Source organism: Neptunomonas sp. CHC150, from assembly GCF_030397555.1.
Taxonomy (GTDB): domain Bacteria; phylum Pseudomonadota; class Gammaproteobacteria; order Pseudomonadales; family Balneatricaceae; genus Neptunomonas; species Neptunomonas phycophila.
Genome location: NZ_JAPNXU010000028.1, coordinates 1 through 305 on the forward strand (window position 1 = coordinate 1; position 305 = coordinate 305).

A 305-nucleotide genomic window follows, 5' to 3' on the forward strand; every position below is an offset into this window, starting at 1 on the left:
TTACCATCGCTCACGGTATAGGTGATGGTATCTGAGCCATTAAAATCGGCGTTTGGTGTATAAGTGATGGTGCCATCAGGGTTGATCGCAACCGTGCCGTTAGGTGCAGTAGCGGAATCAACCGACAAGGTATCGCCGTCAACATCGGAGTCGTTAGCTAATACATCCACAGTAACGGGCGTATCTTCATCCGTGGTCGCTGATTCGCCCGTGGTAGTTGGGTTGTCATTCACGGCATTAATGGTTACTGCTACGGTAGCCGTTGAGGTGCCGCCATTACCATCGCTCACGGTATAAGTAATGGT

General features: G+C 50.5%; 1 protein-coding gene. It reads right to left on the bottom strand.

Annotation, left to right across the window (positions count from 1 at the left end):
• The coding region (locus OW491_RS17935; protein WP_290037260.1) for an Ig-like domain-containing protein at positions 1-305 on the bottom strand (305 nt) is incomplete at both ends.